Genomic DNA, 16,067 nt, shown 5'->3' with positions numbered 1-16,067 from the left:
CTGACCGTCATCGCGACCGACAGCATCGCTCCTGCGAACGGACGAGCCCAGACGGAGCAGCCGATACGCCGAGAAATGTCACGTCGGGGCCGTACATCGCTCCGTACCGGGTCATCGTTCCTCCAGACCCCAGGGTGAGCCGTAGCCGGTCAGCAGGTCGAGGAAAGGCTTCGCCGGCAACGCCTCCGGGCCGAGGACGCCGACACCGGACCACGCGCCGCCGGCCAGTAGTTCCAGTGCCACGACCGGGTTGACGGCAGTTTGCCAGACCACCGCCTGGTGGCCGTACTCCTGCATCGACCATTCGTTGTCGACCACGTGGTAGAGGTAGACCTCGCGCGGCCGGCCGTCGAGTCCGGTACCCCGAACCCACGTGCCAGCGCAGGTCTTGCCGCGCATCCGCTCGCCGAGGGTGGCCGGGTCGGGCAGGCAGGCGGCCACCACGTCCCGGGGCGACACGGACACGCCGCCCACCGGCACCGGCGAGGTCGCGGACAGGCCGAGCTTGTGCAGCGTCTTCAGCACCTGGATGAACTCGTCGCCGAGCCCGTACTTGAAGGTGACCCGTCGGGCCGGCACCCAGCGCGGGATCAGCAGCACCTCCTCGTGTTCGACGTTCACGCACTCCACCGGCCCGATGCCGGCGGGGAAGTGGAACACCTCGGGCTCGCTGAACGGCTCGGTGGTGAACCAGCCGCGCCCGGTCTCCCAGATCACCGGCGGGTTGAGGCATTCCTCGATGGTGGTCCAGATGGAGAAGGACGGCGCGAAGTCGTAGCCGTCCACTGTCAGGTTGGCCCCGTCGCGCACCCCGATCTCGTCGATCTCGGCGAACAGTTCGTCGGCCGCGTACCGGGCGAAGACGTCGGACAGGCCAGGTTCGACGCCGATGCCGCACAACGCCAGCCGCCCCGCGTCGGCCCACCTGTCGGCCACCGCGAACTGCTCGTCGCCGAGCTTGACGCCGGGCTCCCGGTAGGGCCGGGCCGGGTGCGGCTTCGACAGCGACATCGCCATGTCGAGGTAGTCGGCGCCGGCCGCGTACGCCCCGTCGAAGATCGGCATGACGAACCGCGGGTCGACCGCGTTGAGCACGTGGGTGATCCGGTGTTCCCGGCAGAGCGCGGCGACCGCGTCCGCGGCGGCGGCGTCGACGGACGCGGCGACGAAGCGGGCGTCGAGGCCGGCGACCGCCCGCGCGGCGCGGCCGGGATCGTGGTCGGCGACCACGATGGTCTCGAAGAACGCGCGCCGGGCCGCGATGGCGACCACGGCGGAGCCGACGCCACCGGCACCGACGAGCAGGATACGCATCACGAGTCGAACCCCAGACCAAAGCGATCGAGCGTACGGAGCCACAGGTTGCGCCGCCCCTGCCGCGCGTCGGCGCGGGCCAGGGACCAACGGGTGAGCCCGATGCCGACCGCGCGGGCCGGTTCGGGTGGGAACGGCAGCGGCCGGTCGCGGACCAGGTTGAGCCGGGTCAGCGGGGTGTCCGCGCCGTCGAGCAGGTCGAGCATCACCCGGGCACCGAACCGGGTCGCGCCGACACCGAGCCCGGTGTAGCCGGCCGCGTAGGCGAGCCGACCGTCGTACGCGGTGCCGAAGAACGGGCAGAACCGGGTGCAGGTGTCGATCACCCCACCCCAGCGGTGACTGAACCGCAGGCCGTCGAGCTGCGGGAAGGTGGTGAAGAAGTGCTCGGCGAGGGCGGTGAAGGTGGCGTCCCGCTGGTCCAGCGCGGGTGTCACCCGGTTGCCGTAGTGGTAGACGGCGTCGTAGCCGCCGAACAGGATCCGGTTGTCGCCGGTGATCCGGTAGTAGTGGAACTGGTTGCCGCTGTCCGCCAGCCCCTGCCGGTGACGCCAGCCGACGGCGTTCCGCTGCTCGGCGCTGAGCGGCTCGGTCATCAGCGCGTAGTCGTACACCGGCACGACCCATGCCCGCAGCCGGCGCAGCAGCGGCGGAAAGGCGTTGGTGGCCAGCACCACCCGCCCGGCACGCACCGCCCCGGGCACCCCCTCGGCCCCGACGGTACGCGCGAGCAGTGCCCCGTCGTCGCGGCGCAGCCCGGCGACCCGGGTGTGCTCGTGAATCCGGACGCCCGCTGCCAGGCAGGCCCGTCGCAGTCCCCAGGCCAGCCGGGCGGGGTCGAGCATCGCCACCCGGTCCCGGTCCCACAGACCACCGAGGTACGTCGGCGAGTCCACTTCAGCGCGTACCTCGTCGGCGTCGAGCAGGGTCACGTGGTGCCCGTACCGGCGGGCCAGCTCGACCTCTTCGGCCAGCCCGGTGAGCTGGTACGGCTCGACGGCGACGGCCAGTTCGCCGGTGCGCTCGAAGTCGCAGTCGATCCGGTACTCGGCCACGGTCGCCTCGATCGCGTCGAGGTTCTCCTGACCGAGTCGTTCCAGCTCACCGATCTCGTAGGGGAACCGCCGTGCCCCGTTGGCCAGCCCGTGGGTCAGCGAGGCGGCGCAGAATCCACCGTTGCGTCCGGAGGCGGCCCAGCCGCAGGTGCCCGCCTCGACCAGCAGCACGTCCCGCCCGGGGTCGGCCCGCCGGGCCAGCAGCGCCGCCCACAGCCCGCTGTAGCCGCCGCCGATCACCAGCAGGTCGGCGCTTGTCGCGCCGGTCAGCGGCGGCAGTGGCGCGGGCCGTTCCGGGCGGTCCAGCCAGTACGGCACCCGCGCCGCCTCGGCCAGGGCGTGGGTCGGATCCCCGGCGCGGATCATGGCGTCGCCCTGAGCGGATCCGACGGTCCCGGCGCGGACCGTCCGGGCACCTCGGCGTGGCCGACCGGGGACGCCGACCCGGGTCGCACCGCCCGGCCGGCAGGTGCCCGGGTCATGGCCGGCCGTTTCCCTGGGCGGGCACGGGAACGACAGCTGCCCGGCGGGCTCGCCGACCGCGCAGCGAGGTGGCCAGCACCAGCAGCAGCGCGATCAGGAACATGGCCGTGCCGATGACGTTCACCTGCGGTGGGATGCCCCGCTGGGCGGCACCCCAGACGTACATCGGGAACGTGACTGTGGTGCCCGAGTTGAAGTTCGTGATGATGAAGTCGTCGAAGCTGAGCGAGAACGCCAGCAGGGCGGCGGCCACGATGCCGGGCAGCACCAGCGGCAGGGTGATCCGCCGGAACGTCTGCCACTCGCTGGCGTACAGGTCCATCGCGGCTTCCTCCAGCCGCCCGTCCATCCCGGTCAGCCGCGCCTTGACGGTCACCACCACGAACGACACGCAGAACATGACGTGGGCGATGACGATGGTCCAGAAGCCGAGCGGCACCCCACCGGAGACGAAGAGGGCGAGCAGCGAGGTGCCCATCACCAGTTCCGGTGTCGCCATCGGCAGGAAGATCAGCACGTTGAGCCCGGACCGGCCCCGGAACCGGTGCCGGGCCAGGGCGAACGCCATGAGCGTGCCGAGCGCGGTGGCCGCCACGGTGGCGAGGAACCCGATCTGCACGCTGCGCAGCACCGCGTCGCACATGTCGGAGGTGGCGCACGGGTTGCGCCAGTTGTCGAGGGTGAACTCGTTGAAGTCGTACGACAGCCGGCTGGAGGGGCGGTTGAACGACAGTGCGGCGACCACGGCGATCGGCAGGAACAGGTAGCCGAGCACCAGCAGTGCCACGCCCATCACCCAGTGCTCGGCGAACCAACGGGAGATCCTCACAGCACCTCCTCAGTGCCGGCGCGGCGCAGGTAGACGAAGACCACCGCGAGGATCGCCGACATCAGCAGGAACGACAGCGCCGCGCCCTGCGGGTAGTCGAGCCGGACCAGGAACGCCGAGTCGATGACGTTGCCGATCATGTACTCGTTCGGAGTGCCGAGCAGTTCCGCGTTGATGTAGTCGCCGGTCGCCGGGATGAAGAAGAGCAGGGTGCCGGCGATCAGGCCGGGCATCGACAGCGGCAGGGTGACCCGCCGGAACGTCTTCAGCGGGCTCGCGTACAGGTCGCTCGACGCTTCCAGCAGCCGGTAGTCCAGCCGCTCCAGGCTCGCGTAGAGCGGTAGCACCAGGAACGGCAGGAAGTTGTACGTCAGGCCGAGCACCACCGCGATCGGGGTGGCCAGCAGCCGACCGTCCGGGCCGAGCAGGTGCACGTCGCGCAGCAGACCGACCAGCCAGCCGTTGTCCGACAGGATCGTCTTCCAGGCCAGGGTACGCACCAGGAAGCTTGTGAACATCGGTGCGATCACGCAGACCAGCAGCAGGTTCTTCCACCGGCCGGCCTTCTGCGCGATCGCGTACGCCAGTGGATAGCCCATCAGCAGCGCCAGCACCAGCGCGATGCCGGCGTACAGAAAGGATCTCGCGAACTGCGGCCAGTACGTCTGCAACGCCGCCGGGTAGTTGCCGAAGGCCCAGGTCAGCGCGTATCCGGTGGAGATCGAGCCGGTGGGATCGTAGAGGCTGGCCGCGGCGAGTTGCACCAACGGCACGGCGAAGAACAGGACCAGCCAGGCCGCGCCCGGCAGCAACAGCAGGTACGGCAGGAGCCGGTAGCGGCGCCCCGACCGGGTGGCCGGCGGCGGCACCTGCCGCCCGGCGCCGGTGGGCACGTGAGCCAGTGCGCTCACCGGATCACCGCCTCTGTCCGCGACAGCGGGGCTCGCAGACGCGGCTCACTCCTCGCGTTCACGCCGTGGCCTCGCTCCGCCGGCTCATGAGGACGCACCGACCGGCTCGTCGAGCACCGGCGTGGTCCGGTCCTGCTCGTCGGCGCGGCGGCCGAGCAGGAAGGCGTGCCGCGGATCCCAGTACGCCACGGCCCGCTCGCCGACCGCGAAGCGCTGCTGCGCGCCGCTGTTGGCGACGAAGACGCTCAGCTCGGTGCCCCAGCCGGTGCGCAGCAGGTACTGCGTGCTCACCCCGACGTAGGAGGCGTCGGTGACGGTGCCTTCGAGGTGCTGGTTGCCGGCGGGCACCTGCACCGCCGCCCCGGCCAGGTGCAGCTTCTCGGGACGTACGCCCAGAAAGACCGGACCCTGGTCGGCGCGGGACCGACCGGCGGGCACCGAGAAGCGCGCGCCGTGCGCGGTGACCAGCAGGTCGTCCCCGCTGCCGCCGGAGACGTCTCCGGCGATCAGGTTGGACTGGCCGAGGAAGTTGGCCACGAAGGCGGTCGCCGGGAACTCGTAGATCTCGGCCGGCGCGCCGAGTTGCTCGATCCTGCCGGCGTTCATCACCGCGACCGTGTCCGCCATCGTCATGGCTTCCTCCTGGTCGTGGGTGACGTGCACGAAGGTGATGCCGACCTCGGTCTGGATCCGTTTGAGTTCGATCTGCATCTGGCGACGCAGCTTGAGGTCGAGCGCACCGAGCGGCTCGTCGAGCAGCAGCACCTGCGGGTGGTTGATGAGCGCCCGGGCCAACGCCACGCGCTGCTGCTGGCCGCCGGAGAGCTGGGCGGGGCGCCGCCGCTCGTAACCGTCGAGCTGCACCAGGGACAGCATCTGCCGGACCTGGCCGTCGACCGAGCGGATGCCGCGCCGCCGCAGCCCGAAGGCGACGTTCTCGAAGATGTCCAGGTGCGGGAAGAGCGCGTAGCTCTGGAAGACCGTGTTGACAGGTCGCTTGTACGGCCGCAGCCGGGCGATGTCCCGGTCACCGAGCAGCACCTGCCCGCTCGTCGGTTCCTCCAGACCGGCGATCATCCGCAGGGTGGTGGTCTTGCCGCAGCCCGAGGCACCGAGCAGGGCGAAGAAGGAGCCCTGCGGGATCGTGAGGCTCAGCTCGTCGACGGCGGTGAACGCGCCGAAGGTCTTTGTGAGGTTGGCCAGCCTCAGGTCGCCGGCCGGAGTTTCCCGCGCCATCTCACGCTCCGATAACCTGCTGGAACTTGGTCTCGTACTCCCGTTCCTGCTGCTCGTCCAGCGCCATGAAGACCTTGGCCTTGGCGAGCATGGCCTCGTCCGGGAAGATCAGCGGGTTCTCGGCCAGCTCCGGATCGATCTTCTCCATCTCCGCCTGCGCCCCCTGCACCGGGCAGATGTAGTTGACGTAGGCGGCGAGTTGGGCGGCGACGGCCGGTTCGTAGTAGTAGTTGATCAGCTCTTCGGCGTTTGCCTTGTGGTTGGCCCGGTTCGGCACCAGCATGTTGTCCGACCAGAGCATGACCCCGGAGTCCGGCACCACGAACTTGATCCGTTCGTCCTCGAAGCCGAGCTGGATGATGTCGCCGGACCAGCCGACGCACGCGGCGATGTCGCCCTTGGCCAGGTCCGGGGCGTAGTCGTTGCCGGTGAAGCGGCGGATCTGGCCGGAGTCCACCGCCCGCTTGAGTTTGTTCAGCGCGTCGTCGAACTGGCTGGCGGTGAAGTCGGCCGGGTCGTGGCCGTTGGACATCAGCAGCAGGCCCATGGTGTCGCGCATCTCGCTGAGCGCTGTCACCTTGCCCTTGAGGTCGGGACGGGTGAGCAGCTCGTCGACGGTGCGGATCTCCCCGGTGACCCGGCCGTTGTAGGCCAGTCCGGCGAGGCCGGACTGCCACGGGACGGCAAGCTGGTTGTCGACGTCGAAGGGGCGGTTACGCAGCGACGGCAGGAGGTTGGCCTCGACGTTCGGCAGTTTCGACTTGTCGAGTTTCTGGATCCAGCCGAGCCGGATCATCCGGGCGGCCATCCAGTCGGTGAGCACCACGATGTCGCGCCCGGTGCTCTGGCAGGCGGCGAGCTGGTTCTGCACCTTGCCGAAGAACTCGTTGTTGTCGTTGACGTCCTCGGTGTAGGTCACCTGGATGCCGGACCTGCTGACGAACCCGTCCAGGCTGGGACGCTTCGACTCGTCGTCATCGTCCACGTCCATGTACTGCGGCCAGTTGGAGAAGGCGAGCGTCTTCTCCGTGCCGGACAGATCCTCGCTGACGCATCCCTCCTCGGTCTGCTGGGCGGCGGGGGTGCCGCAGCCGGCGAGGGTGCCGCCGGCCGCGAGCAGCGCGGCCGAGCCGAGGGTGCCGGTGAGCAGACCACGCCGGGTGAGGGGCCGGAGGGCACTACGCATGTGACGACTCCTATCGGTGATCGTCGGCGGCGGGACGGGGGTGGGCGCGCCGGCTGGGGGCTGGAGGGTCAGTGGCGATATGACGACTGATCCTGACATGAGGAAACCTCACTCACAAGGGATTCCGTTGCCTGGATAGCTATCGACGACGAATTACGCCAGAGTGACTGATGACGCTAGGCTCACCCGGTGACGGGCATGGGGAGCGGTCGATGACGAACCGGCAGCAGGACAGCGGCAACGGCGGACGCCGGGTCAGCGTGCGCGAGGGTGCCAGCCACGCCCTGCTCGACGACGTGGCAAAGCAGATCATCGAGCAGTTGCAGGAGGACGGCCGCCGCCCGTACGCCACAATCGGCAAGGCGGTGGGGCTCTCCGAAGCGGCGGTACGCCAACGCGTGCAGCGCCTGCTCGACGCCGGGGTGATGCAGATCGTCGCGGTGACCGACCCGCTCCAACTGGGCTTCCCCCGGCAGGCCATGATCGGGCTGCGCACCGACGGCGACCTGGAGAGCGTCGCCGACCGCCTCGCCGAGCTGGACGAGGTCGACTACGTGGTGATCACCGCCGGCTCGTTCGACCTGCTGGCCGAGGTGGTCTGCCGCAACGACGAGCACCTGCTGGAGATCCTGCAACGGTTGCGCGCGGTCGACGGGGTGCTGTCGACCGAGGCGTTCGTCTACCTCAAGCTGCGCAAGCAGACCTACAGCTGGGGCACCGCCTGACCCGACCGCCGAACGATCAGACGGACGAGTGCGGAGCCGCGGCGACGAAGGCGCGCCAGGCGGGCGGGGTGAAGGCCAGGGTGCCGCCGGTGCGATCCTTGCTGTCGCGCACCAGCACCCGGCCGGGCAGGTTGTCGGCCACCTCGACACAGTCGCCGCCGTTGTTGCTGCTGCGGGTGGCGGTACGCCAGCGGGCGTCGGTCAGCTCCATGTGGTCGCCACTTCCCTGATCAGGTCGATGGACCGTCGACGGGGCAGCGCCTCACCGGTGACGCTCTCCCATCTCGCGCCCAGGCTAGCAAGGTCCGCACTCTCGGTCACCACCTGACCGCGCAGTTGATTGTCCAGATAGGCCACCTCGGCACCGTCCGGCATCCTGGCCAGCACGAACGGCCCGGCCAGGCCGGTGTGCCACGGGCTCTCCGCCGGAATCACCCGGACCTGCACGCACTCCCGCTCGCCGAGAGCGGCCAGGTGGGCCAACTGCCCGGCCATCACGCCCGGATCGTGGCCGACCGGCCGGCGCAGCACCACCTCGTCGAGCACCGCGACGAACTGGAGCGGAACCTCCCGCTCCAGCACCCACTGCCGGGCCAGCCGCGCCGCCACGATCTCCTCGACCTCCGTCGACGCCAGCAGGCCGCCGGTGGCCAGCACCGCCCGGGCGTACGCCTCGGTCTGGAGCAGTCCCGGCACGAGCAGCGGCTGGTACGACCGGATGGACCGGGCGTCCTGCTCCAGTTCCGCCCACTCCCGGAACCAGGGCAGATCCCGGCGGCGGAACGGCTCCGGCCAGAGTTCCGCGGCCTTGCGCCCGAGCAGGTTGGCCACCGCGATCCTGGTCCTCGGATGCGGGATCCGCCCGTCCGCCAGCCAGCGCGCGGTCGTCTTCGGGTCGACGCCCACCTTCCCGGCCAGGGATTCGACCGTCTCACCCTTGTCCGCCATCGCCACCCGCAGCACCTCGTTGCCCATCGCACCCTTCCCTGGTTCGCGTGACACTCCGGCGCACGCTAGTCACCACGGGTGGCCGTGTCCGCTCACCGCCGACGTGTTGCGGTCAGGACTGTTTCGCGCGTTTCAGATGCGCTCCAGATGCCCCGGAGACGCCCTGGAGACGGCAGTGATCGCGGTCGGCCCCCTTGGTGGCAGCCGACGAACGGACAGGCCAGGCGGCAACCCACCGCCACCTCGCCCCCCTTTGCTCTGCTTCAACCCGCGCAACGGTTTCCGCCGGGATCCTGTGCGTGCGGTGAAGCAGAGCAAGGGGGCGCAGGAGACACCCGATCCGGGCGCCCTCGAGGACTGGCTCTGCTCCCCGTGCACGGCCGGCTCCCGCAGCTTCTGCGCGGCTGCGCCAGCGAGCACCGCTCCCGGACCCCGCCAGCAACCAGGCCCGGAACACCCCTGCCCGGCCGCCAGCATGCAGGCCCGAACACCCCCTACCCGGCCGCCAGCAACCAGGCCGGCACACCCCTCCCGGCCCGCCGACAACGGCGACCGAGCACCTCTCCCCTGGTCGCGCCCGCCACGAGGACCGGGGCGCGACGGCCGACGGGACCAGGTGCGGATTCCGTTGTCGAAGCAGCACTACCAACGTCAAATTCGTTGCGTATTCGTCGATCGTCAACCGATAGCACTTGCTTCGAGGCGTAGGACTGTGGGATAACCGTGGAACGAGCGGCCGGTGACCCCTGACCGGCCCGAGACCCGATGGGGCTGACATGGCCAACGCCACCGACCACCTCTGGATGCACTTCACCCGGATGGCGAGCTACTCCGCGGCAGAGGTGCCGACGATCGTGCGCGGCGAAGGTGCGTACGTCTGGGACGCACAGGGCCGCCGTTACCTGGACGGGCTGGCCGGGCTGTTCGTGGTCAACGCCGGTCACGGGCGCACCGAGCTGGCCGAGGCCGCCGCCAAGCAGGCCGGCGAGCTGGCCTACTTCCCGCTCTGGTCGTACGCCCACCCGAAGGCTGTGGAGCTGGCTGAGAAGATCGCCACGCTCACCCCCGGCGACCTGAACCGGGTCTTCTTCACCACCGGCGGTTCCGAGGCGGTCGAGGCGGCCTGGAAGCTGGCCCGGGCGTACTTCAAGCGGGTCGGCAAGCCGACCAAGCACAAGGTGGTCAGCCGATACATCGCGTACCACGGGACCTCCATGGGCGCGCTGTCGATCACCGGGCTACCGGGCATCAAGACCGACTTCGAGCCGCTGGTGCCGGGGGGCATCAAGGTGCCGAACACGAACTTCTACCGGGCACCGGAGCACGGTGACGATCCGGTGGCGTTCGGCAGGTGGGCCGCCGAGGAGATCGGCCGCGCCATCGAGCGGGAAGGGCCGGAGACGGTGGCGGCGGTCTTCGTGGAGCCGGTGCAGAACTCCGGCGGCTGTTTCCCGCCACCGCCCGGCTACTTCGAGCGGGTCCGGGAGATCTGCGACGCGTACGACGTGCTGCTGGTCAGCGACGAGGTGATCTGCTCGTGGGGCCGGCTCGGCGAGTACTTCGGCGCCCTTCGCTACGGCTACCAGCCCGACATCATCACCACCGCCAAGGGCATCACCTCGGGTTACGCCCCGCTCGGCGCGATGATCGCCAGTGACCGGTTGATGGAGCCGTTCCTGACCGAGACCGGCATGTTCGCCCATGGGGTGACCTTCGGCGGGCACCCGGTCTCCTGCGCGGTGGCCCTGGCCAACCTGGAGGTCTTCGCCCGGGAGGACCTGGTCGGGCACGTACGCGCCAACGAGGAGGCGTTCCGCGCCACCCTGGAGAAGCTGCACGACCTGCCGATCGTCGGCGACGTCCGGGGCGACGGCTACTTCTACGGCATCGAGCTGGTCAAGGACAAGACCACCCGGGAGACGTTCGACGAGGCCGAGTCGGAGCGGCTGCTGCGGGGCTTCCTCTCCAGCGCCCTGTTCGACGCCGGGCTCTACTGCCGCGCCGACGACCGGGGCGACCCGGTGGTGCAGCTCGCCCCGCCGCTGATCGCCGGGCAGCAGCAGTTCGACGAGATGGAGCAGATCCTGCGGACCGTGCTCACCGAGGCCTGGTCCCGGCTCTAGGAGTCGCCACGGGTCAGCCGCCGGGTGCGGGCTCGGCCCGGCCAGCCGAGACCGTCAGGAGTGGACGTGCGTTACCACGATCTGTCGTACTGGTTGTCCACAACGGACGATCCGCTCACGCCGCGCCCCGCGCTGGCCGGGGACACCGACGCGGACGTGGTGATCGTGGGCGCCGGCTACACCGGGCTGTGGACGGCGTACTACCTGGCCCGGGCCGATCCGACGCTGCGGATCGTCATCCTGGAACGGCAGGTGGCCGGTTACGGAGCCTCCGGCCGTAACGGCGGTTGGTGCTCGGCACTGCTTCCGACGTCGCTGACCGGACTGGCCCGCCGGCACGGCCGGGACGCGGCCGTCGCCATGCAACGGGCCATGCACGACACGGTGCGCGAGGTCGGCCGGGTGGTCACGGCCGAGGGCATCGACTGCCACTGGTCGTACGGCGGCACCGTGGTGCTCGCCCGCAGCGGACCACAACTGGACCGGGCCCGCGCGGCGGTGGCCGAGGCGCGGCAGTTCGGCTTCGGTCCCGACGACCTCGACCTGATCGGTTCGGACGAGGCCACCGCCCGCTGCGCCGCCGAGGGGGTACGGGCCGCCACGTACACCCCGCACTGCGCCGCGCTGCACCCGGCCCGGCTGGTACGCGGCCTGGCCCGGGCGGTCGAGCGGCTCGGGGTGAGCCTGTACGAACGGACCCCGGTGACCGCGATCCGCCCTGGCGCGGCGGTCACCCCGACCGGCACGGTCACCGCACGGGTGGTGGTGCGGGCGACCGAGGGGTACACGCCGAGCCTGCCGGGGCACCGACGGGCCATCGCGCCGGTCTACTCGCTGATGGTCGCGACGGCACCGCTGCCGGCGTCGACCTGGGCGCGGATCGGGCTCGCCGAGCGGGAGACCTTCTCGGACCATCGGCACGTCATCATCTACGGCCAACGCACCGCCGACGGACGACTCGCCTTCGGCGGGCGGGGCGCGCCATACCACTACGCCTCACGGGTACACCCGGACTTCGACCGGGAGCCACGGGTCTTCGCCGCACTGCGGCGTACGCTCGGCGAGCTTTTCCCGACCCTCGGGCCGGACGTGCCGGTGACCCACTCCTGGGGCGGGCCGCTCGGGGTGGCGCGGGACTGGTCGGCCTCGGTCGGCTACGACCGGGCCGCCGGGCTGGCCTGGGCCGGTGGATACGTCGGCGACGGGGTGGGCAGCAGCAACCTGGCCGGGCGTACGCTGGCCGACCTGATCCGGGGCGAGCGCACCGCGCTGACCCGCCTGCCGTGGGTCAACCACCGCTCCCCGCGCTGGGAGCCGGAACCGTTGCGCTGGCTCGCGATCAACGCCGGCCTCCGGGTCATGTCCTCGGCCGACGAAGCCGAATCCCGCCGCAACCGCCCCTCCCGCCGAGCCGCCGCCTTCTCCCGCCTCCTAAACCCCTGACCCCACCCGCGCCCACCCGCGTTGATCATGAGGTTAGCGGCAGTTTTAGAGATCGAGAACGCCGCTAACCTCATGATCAACGCGCGTCAGCGCGCGGACGGGCAGCGCGGCCGCGCGGGCAGCGCGCGGGCTGGGGGGTTAGTGGGTGGGGGGGATTACGCGGAGGTGGCCGCGGCGGGAGGTGGGGGAACCGGCGGGGGGTGCGGTGGGGTGGTTCTGGTCGTCCTGGGGAGGACGGGGGGCGGGGCGGGCGGCCTCGCGGACCGCCTCGGCGAGCGCCACCAGGTCGTCGGTGGTGGGCGGCGGCGGCTCGAACTCACCCTCGTGCCGGACCACCTCCCAGCCGCGCGGGGCGGTCAGGCTACGGGCGTGCGGCTCACAGAGGTCGTACGTGTGCGGCTCGGCGAAGGCGGCCAGTGGGCCCACCACCGCTGTCGACTCGTTGTAGACATAGGTCAGCGTGGCGACCGCTTGCCGGGGGCAGCCGTTGCGGGAGCAGCGCCGTGGTGACCTCACCGGCGCAGGGTATCTCCATTACCGGCTCCGGCGCACCGGTTCGCGTTACGACACGCCCGTCTTGGTGATCACATTTCCCGTCCGGTGCCGCAACGCGCCACGTGGTCGGCGCTGACGCGGCCGGAAGCGGACCGGAAGCTACTCTTTGGCTCATGACGAGCCCGGAGAACCGCCGCCCCGGCACCGGCCGGCGGACGCACCGCGACCGGCACGGCCGCGGCCTGCGTGGGCGGCTGGTGCCGGCCACCGTGCCGCTGGCCCGGACCAAGGCGGAGATCTTCGACGACCTGGTGCTGGACACCGTCGAGACGCTGGAGCGTCGGTTCGCCAAGGAGCTGGCCGGGGTGGAGTTCGCCGTCGAGGACGTCCCGCCCGACCTGAACGTCTACGACTCCGATGTCCTGGAGGACGGCGAGGTGCCGCTGGCCCGGCTGCTGCCCGGTCGGCCCGGCCGTCAGGAGGTGCCGCCCCGGATCGTGCTGTACCGGCGGCCGCTGGAATTCCGGGCCATGGACCGGGAGGATCTCGCCGATCTGGTCCACGACGTCATCATCGAGCAGGTGGCGAACCTGCTCGGCGTCGACCCGGACGAGTTGGCCTGATCACGGCCGGCGCGCCGGCCGGTCCGGGTGGGACGGTCCCCAACCGTCCCGCCCCCCCACGTCGGATCAGGCCGCCCGGCGCTTGAGCTTGCGCCGCTCCCGTTCGGAGAGCCCACCCCAGATCCCGAACCGCTCGTCGTGGCCGAGAGCGTATTCGAGGCATTCCGTCTTGACCTCGCACCGCGAGCAGATGCGCTTCGCCTCGCGGGTCGAGCCGCCCTTCTCGGGGAAGAACGCCTCCGGGTCGGTCTGCGAGCACAGTGCCCGCTCCTGCCACTCCGGCGCGTTTCCGAGCAGGTCGGCCGCCTCGAGCTGGCCGTCCATTCAGTTGCCTCCTTGTCGCGCACCGGCGTCGTCGCCGCTGCAACCCCCCACGCGAAAGGCGTGCTTTTGTCCGTCCGGTCCGGTTATCGTGCGTTCCGTGCGAACAACCCCATTCAAATTACACGCGTGTAATGCGTGCGCCGTCAAGCCAAACTTGATAATGGAGTCGCCCTCCCGACACGCGTCCGGACGGCCGTCCGTACCACCCGGTCTCGCCCTGCCCTATCGATTCAGACCCCGGCCGAGTAACGCCCTCCCCGGCGAGTTGCCCGAGTTTTCTCCCGTGGCGCGCCGAGCGCCACAGGAGTGACCGAGCTTCGCGCCGACGCCGGGGAAGCCATCCACCAAGATCCGTTGATCTTGATCCGCAAGGTTATCCCGACTTCGCCGACCCCGCCCGCCGAGCGGGTGAACGACGACCGCGTCCCGCCCACAATGTGGACGGGACGCGGCTGGTAGCGGCTCCGGCGACTCAGTCGGTCGACGTGATTGCGCTGGTAGGCAAGGCGAACTCGGCGACCACGCCGCCGGCGACAGTGACCGACCCGACGGGCGTGTCGTTGTCCCACCAAACGGTATACACGCCTGCCGGGAGATCCGGATAGACGGCACTGTGGAACGTGCCGTCCTGGACCCGACGCTCCCGTACGGCGGAGTGCGTCCGCGGGTCACCGTCGCGATCGGCCCGACTCACCTCGATCTCCCGCCCGAGCAGTTGTCGTCCGGTGTAGATGATCAGTGCACCGGTGTCGCCACCCAGGTCGAGGACCACGGTCCCGGTTCCCGAGGGGCCGTACGTGTGCGAATGCTCGTGTCCGGTCATCTCTCCCACCTCCAGCGTCAGGACTGCGCCGATGGATTGTTGAACCCGTCGTAGGGCGTACCGAGGAACGGGAAGTTGCGCAGGAACGGCGCTGTCACGTCGGCCGCGCTGAGTCCCGGCGTCACCGCCCCCGCCGCCTCGTCCGGCTGGAACTTCCGGTCCACGAGCGGCACGGTCAGCCCCGCGATCGCGCGCAGCGCGATGGTCACCACGTCGTCGGTCACCCGCCGACCGTTCGGAAAGCCCGCGAGGTCGCCGCCGAGTACGCCGAAACGGTTCGGCCGGCGGGCCGGCGGGATCGCGGTGTTCAGCCGCAGCATGTCGGCCTGGAGGTCCCCGGTGTTGTTGGTGAAGCCGTCGATCAGTCCCTCCGGGATGCCGGTGAGCAGAATGGCGACCAGGTCCGCGCGGGCCTTCTTCGACCTGTTCAACTTGTCCAGGTTGGGGAAGACGTCCGGGTAGAGCACCGGCAGCAGGGCGGCCAGTTCGGGCCGCTCGACGAACTGGGCGAACCGCTTGTCCTCCGACGGCGGCAGGGTGTTCCACAGGTCCTTCTGCGCCATCGGCACGATGACCTCGTTGAACAACGGGTTGCCCAACCTGGACACCTGGGTGAACGGCCCGGCGTTGGTGTCGGCCGCCACCCGGTCGCCGAGCACCCGCACCTGCCGGCGGGACGCCGAGGTCCACACCCCGATGACCGAGGCGGGTTCCTGCCAGTGGTACCGGTCGGCACGGCGGCGCAGCCGCTCCACCGGCACCTGCAACGCCAGGCTGTGCACGTTCAGCCGGTCGGTGGCGTTCACCGGCTCCCCCGCCTCCTGGAAGATCTTCTTCCCGGCGACGTGCAGCTGCTGGAACGGCCGCAGCGTACCCAGGTCGAAGATCGCGCCCAGGTCGACGAAGAAGCCGTCCGCGCGCTGGCCGGCGAAGACCCGCTCCCCGGTGGAGAGCTTGAAGGTGGCCTGCCGCACCAACTCTCCGTACGCGGGCGTGGACAGTGGACCGACGTTGCACGGCGGGCACGGCAGCTTGCGGGCCAGGCGCTCTTCCTTGCCACCGGTGATCCGGGTCAGGCTGTAGAACTGCCGCCGGTTCCAGTTCTCGCTGTCGAGCGAATCGATCGGCCCGGTGTTGTAGAGAAAACTGTTCGGGTTCGTGATCTCGGTGGTGAATTCGAAACGGTAGGTGACGTCCGGCTGCCCGTCACCGTCGTTGTCGATGTGGATCTCGTACCGCACGTCGTCGCCGAACTCGAAGAAATTCGGTCCGCCGGACGGCAACTGCAACGGCACGTAGTTGGCGATGAGCGTCACCGTCTCCGGACGGTCCGGGGTGACGAACGCGTACAGGTCGGATGAATCGGCGACCGGATCCTTGGCGATCTCCGGTGCCTCGCGGTGTGAAGACATGACGGACCCACCTCACTGGGCGAAAGAGTCAATCGGATGGTCGGCCGGGCGCCGGGGCCCGCCGAGAACGCCGTACCCGCGCACTGCGGCGGGCCAGCGGGAACGCTCAGCGTCGGCGGCGAGGCACGACGTGCGGG

16 protein-coding genes are annotated in these 16,067 nt (G+C 70.3%); 4 read left to right on the top strand and 12 right to left on the bottom strand.

Translation table 11 applies throughout. The features are described from left to right. Positions 1 to 111: 111 nt before the first annotated feature. The 6 genes from AB0I71_RS18245 to AB0I71_RS18220 all read right to left on the bottom strand — a co-directional run bounded on the left by AB0I71_RS18245 (position 112) and on the right by AB0I71_RS18220 (position 7,014). Positions 112 to 1,314, bottom strand: coding sequence for a saccharopine dehydrogenase C-terminal domain-containing protein (locus AB0I71_RS18245; RefSeq protein WP_357586221.1), 1,203 nt, complete (start codon positions 1,312 to 1,314; stop codon positions 112 to 114). Next, positions 1,314 to 2,735: an FAD-dependent oxidoreductase gene (locus AB0I71_RS18240; protein ID WP_357586008.1), complete on the bottom strand. Its 1,422-nt coding sequence runs from the start codon at positions 2,733 to 2,735 to the stop codon at positions 1,314 to 1,316. Before AB0I71_RS18240 ends, AB0I71_RS18245 begins: the two co-directional genes overlap by 1 nt. Before the next feature lie 112 nt (positions 2,736 to 2,847). Then, positions 2,848 to 3,681 carry an ABC transporter permease gene (locus AB0I71_RS18235; RefSeq protein ID WP_357586006.1) on the bottom strand — a complete coding sequence of 278 codons (834 nt, stop codon included), beginning with the start codon at positions 3,679 to 3,681 and terminating at the stop codon, positions 2,848 to 2,850. Continuing rightward, a complete protein-coding gene (locus tag AB0I71_RS18230) occupies positions 3,678 to 4,592 on the bottom strand; it encodes an ABC transporter permease (RefSeq protein WP_357586004.1) in 915 nt (304 codons plus the stop codon). Before AB0I71_RS18230 ends, AB0I71_RS18235 begins: the two co-directional genes overlap by 4 nt. An 84-nt stretch (positions 4,593 to 4,676) precedes the next feature. Further along, positions 4,677 to 5,828: an ABC transporter ATP-binding protein gene (locus AB0I71_RS18225; protein WP_357586002.1), complete on the bottom strand. Its 1,152-nt coding sequence runs from the start codon at positions 5,826 to 5,828 to the stop codon at positions 4,677 to 4,679. 1 nt (position 5,829) lies between these two features. Continuing rightward, positions 5,830 to 7,014 (bottom strand): spermidine/putrescine ABC transporter substrate-binding protein, encoded by a 1,185-nt coding sequence (locus AB0I71_RS18220; RefSeq protein WP_357586000.1) that lies wholly within the window; start codon positions 7,012 to 7,014, stop codon positions 5,830 to 5,832. Between the two features lie 212 nt (positions 7,015 to 7,226). Here AB0I71_RS18220 and AB0I71_RS18215 point away from each other — a divergent pair, with 212 nt between their 5' ends. Further along, the gene (locus AB0I71_RS18215) at positions 7,227 to 7,739 is read left to right on the top strand and encodes an Lrp/AsnC family transcriptional regulator (protein WP_357585998.1); all 513 of its coding nucleotides are present in this window, start codon (positions 7,227 to 7,229) and stop codon (positions 7,737 to 7,739) included. Between the two features lie 16 nt (positions 7,740 to 7,755). On the opposite strand, the gene AB0I71_RS18210 is transcribed toward AB0I71_RS18215, so the two are convergent. After that, the gene (locus AB0I71_RS18210; protein ID WP_357585996.1) at positions 7,756 to 7,950 is read right to left on the bottom strand and encodes a DUF397 domain-containing protein; all 195 of its coding nucleotides are present in this window, start codon (positions 7,948 to 7,950) and stop codon (positions 7,756 to 7,758) included. Further along, the gene (locus AB0I71_RS18205) at positions 7,941 to 8,714 is read right to left on the bottom strand and encodes a helix-turn-helix transcriptional regulator (RefSeq protein ID WP_357586219.1); all 774 of its coding nucleotides are present in this window, start codon (positions 8,712 to 8,714) and stop codon (positions 7,941 to 7,943) included. Before AB0I71_RS18205 ends, AB0I71_RS18210 begins: the two co-directional genes overlap by 10 nt. 749 nt (positions 8,715 to 9,463) lie before the next feature. Between AB0I71_RS18205 and AB0I71_RS18200 the strand changes: the two genes are divergently transcribed. Continuing rightward, positions 9,464 to 10,810 carry an aspartate aminotransferase family protein gene (locus AB0I71_RS18200; protein ID WP_357585994.1) on the top strand — a complete coding sequence of 449 codons (1,347 nt, stop codon included), beginning with the start codon at positions 9,464 to 9,466 and terminating at the stop codon, positions 10,808 to 10,810. 66 nt (positions 10,811 to 10,876) lie between these two features. After that, complete coding sequence (locus AB0I71_RS18195) at positions 10,877 to 12,253, top strand: FAD-dependent oxidoreductase (protein ID WP_357585992.1); 1,377 nt, start codon at positions 10,877 to 10,879, stop codon at positions 12,251 to 12,253. 138 nt (positions 12,254 to 12,391) lie between these two features. Here the strand turns inward: AB0I71_RS18195 and AB0I71_RS18190 are convergent, their stop codons facing one another. Continuing rightward, entirely contained in the window at positions 12,392 to 12,769 is a 378-nt protein-coding gene (locus tag AB0I71_RS18190) for a DUF3499 domain-containing protein (protein WP_204011217.1), read from the bottom strand. 152 nt (positions 12,770 to 12,921) lie between these two features. Between AB0I71_RS18190 and AB0I71_RS18185 the strand changes: the two genes are divergently transcribed. After that, positions 12,922 to 13,371: a metallopeptidase family protein gene (locus AB0I71_RS18185; RefSeq protein ID WP_099847483.1), complete on the top strand. Its 450-nt coding sequence runs from the start codon at positions 12,922 to 12,924 to the stop codon at positions 13,369 to 13,371. A 66-nt stretch (positions 13,372 to 13,437) separates the two neighbouring features. On the opposite strand, the gene AB0I71_RS18180 is transcribed toward AB0I71_RS18185, so the two are convergent. The 3 genes from AB0I71_RS18180 to AB0I71_RS18170 all read right to left on the bottom strand — a co-directional run bounded on the left by AB0I71_RS18180 (position 13,438) and on the right by AB0I71_RS18170 (position 15,930). Continuing rightward, complete coding sequence (locus tag AB0I71_RS18180) at positions 13,438 to 13,695, bottom strand: WhiB family transcriptional regulator (RefSeq protein ID WP_013731688.1); 258 nt, start codon at positions 13,693 to 13,695, stop codon at positions 13,438 to 13,440. 472 nt (positions 13,696 to 14,167) lie between these two features. Then, on the bottom strand, positions 14,168 to 14,518 hold the full coding sequence (locus AB0I71_RS18175) for a phospholipase (protein ID WP_357585989.1): 351 nt from the start codon (positions 14,516 to 14,518) through the stop codon (positions 14,168 to 14,170). 17 nt (positions 14,519 to 14,535) lie between these two features. Beyond that, a complete protein-coding gene (locus tag AB0I71_RS18170; RefSeq protein WP_357585987.1) occupies positions 14,536 to 15,930 on the bottom strand; it encodes a DUF4331 domain-containing protein in 1,395 nt (464 codons plus the stop codon). Between the last annotated feature and the right edge of the window lie 137 nt (positions 15,931 to 16,067).

It is taken from the genome of Micromonospora sp. NPDC049891 (genome assembly GCF_040660295.1).
Classification (GTDB): domain Bacteria; phylum Actinomycetota; class Actinomycetes; order Mycobacteriales; family Micromonosporaceae; genus Micromonospora.
This window is presented reverse-complemented; position numbering and strand designations above follow the sequence as displayed.